The following is a 1,959-nucleotide window of genomic DNA, read 5'->3' on the forward strand; positions in this document are numbered from 1 at the left end:
CTGTTCAAGCGTTCGATGGGCAGCACCACGTTCCAGCTGCCGCTGGGCGGTCGCGACTGGACGCCGATCCAGTTGTCGGCCGAGGTGCTCAAGCACCTCAAGGCGCAGGCCGAGACGGCACTGGGCCGGCCGGTGACCAGCGCGGTGATCACCGTCCCGGAGTACTTCACCCACCCTGAGCGCGACGCCACCATCAAGGCCGGTGAGCTCGCCGGGCTGACCGTGCCGCGGATCATCAGCGAGCCGACCGCGGCTGCCCTCGCATACGGTCTGCGGCCCAGCCCACAGGATCTGCGCCGGGTCATGGTGTACGACCTGGGCGGCGGCACCTTCGACATCTCGCTGGTGGAGATCTCGCCCGGCGCGATCCGGGTGATCGGCAGCAAGGGCAACCACGAGCTGGGCGGGCGCGACTGGGACGACCGCCTCGGCGAGGTGCTGCTGCGTAACTTTCCGGCCGAGGCGGACGCGCTGGCCGACAACCCGACGGCGCTTCTGGTCGAGATCGAGAGGCTGAAGCGGACCCTGTCGGCCCGGCAGACGACCGAGGTGCGGCTGCATTTCGACGGCCGCGAGCTGCGCTGTCAGATCACCCGGGCCGAGTTCGAGGCGGCCACCCGGGATCTACTGGAGATGACCGGCCGGCTGGCCGACCGGGTGCTCGAGGAGACGGGTCTGACCTGGGAGCAGATCGACGGGGTGTTGCCGGTCGGCGGGTCGACGCGGATGCCGATGGTGCGCGACCTGATCGAGAAGCGCGGCGGCCGGCCGCCGATGGGTGGTGTGCACCCCGATCAGGCAGTCGCTCTCGGCGCGGCCGCCCAGGCCGCCATCCTGATCGAGGAGCAGGGCGCCACCCGGCTGCGGCTCGGCACCGCACGGCCCGGCGACGAGATACCGTTGCTGCGGCTGACCGCTCCGCGCACGATCGTCGACGTGGTGGCGCACAGTCTCGGCATGATCGCCGAGCACGAGAGCGGCGAGCGTTACATCAACAGCGTCCTGCTGGCCCGCAATGGCACCATCCCGTGCACCGAGACCAAGCCCTACCAGTTCAGGGTGAAGGGCGACGGCACGGACGAGATGGAAGTCTTCCTCACCCAGGGCGAGACGGACGATCCCGAGCCGTGCGCCTATCTCGGCCGCTATCTGGTGACCGGCTTCCCGAGCGGCGGGTCGCGGGACACGGTGGTGGACGTGTCCTACGCGTATGACGAGAATGCGATCGTCGGCGTGACCGCGGTCGACCGGTCGTCGGGCGCGCCGCTGCGGGTCACCGTGATGTCGTTGCCCGAGGACATCCCCGGCCGTTTCCTGCTGCCTCCGCCGCGCCGCCGGACGACGCGCGTGCCGATGACGATCTACCTCGCCTTCGACGTCTCCGGCAGCATGGCCGGCAGACCGATCGCCGAGGCGAAGACCGCGGCTCGCAGCTTCGTCAGTCAGCTTGATCTCACCAGCACCTCGATCGGCCTCATCGAGTTCTCCGACAAGCTGCGCGTCACGCAGCAGGCCACCCACAACGCGGTAGAGATCGAGGCGGCGATCTCCCGGCTTTCGGTCGGCAGCACCGGGTACGGCAATGCCACCCACCCATTCGATGAGTTGCATAGTCTGCTGCAGCAGCAGCCCGGTCGCCGGTTCGGCGTGGTCCTAGCCGACGGCGTGTGGGAACGGCAGGAGCACGCGGTCAAACGGGCGGTCCGCTGCCACCAGGAGAAGATCGAGATCGTGGCGGTCGGCTTCGGCGGCGCCGACCAGGGTTTCCTGCGGCGGATCGCCTCCTCGAGCGAGCAGGCCATGTTCACCAGCATGGAGGGGCTGAGCGACGTGTTCGGCACGATCGCCCGCGAGCTGACCGAGGGTGACGGAAGCGCGTCCTCGGCTCTCAGGATGCGCTGACCGTGACCGAGGACCGACCCAGCTTCTTCGTACTGCTCGGCCTCGACCCGGACGCAC

The 1,959-nt window shown here is 69.2% G+C and carries 1 protein-coding gene; it reads left to right on the forward strand.

What is annotated here, in order from left to right:
• On the forward strand, positions 1 to 1,902 hold a 1,902-nt coding region (locus tag AB0M20_RS40635), incomplete at its 5' end, for an Hsp70 family protein (protein ID WP_364306537.1).
• Positions 1,903 to 1,959 lie beyond the last annotated feature (57 nt).

The organism is Actinoplanes sp. NPDC051633 (genome assembly GCF_040681735.1).
In the GTDB taxonomy this organism is placed as follows: domain Bacteria; phylum Actinomycetota; class Actinomycetes; order Mycobacteriales; family Micromonosporaceae; genus Actinoplanes.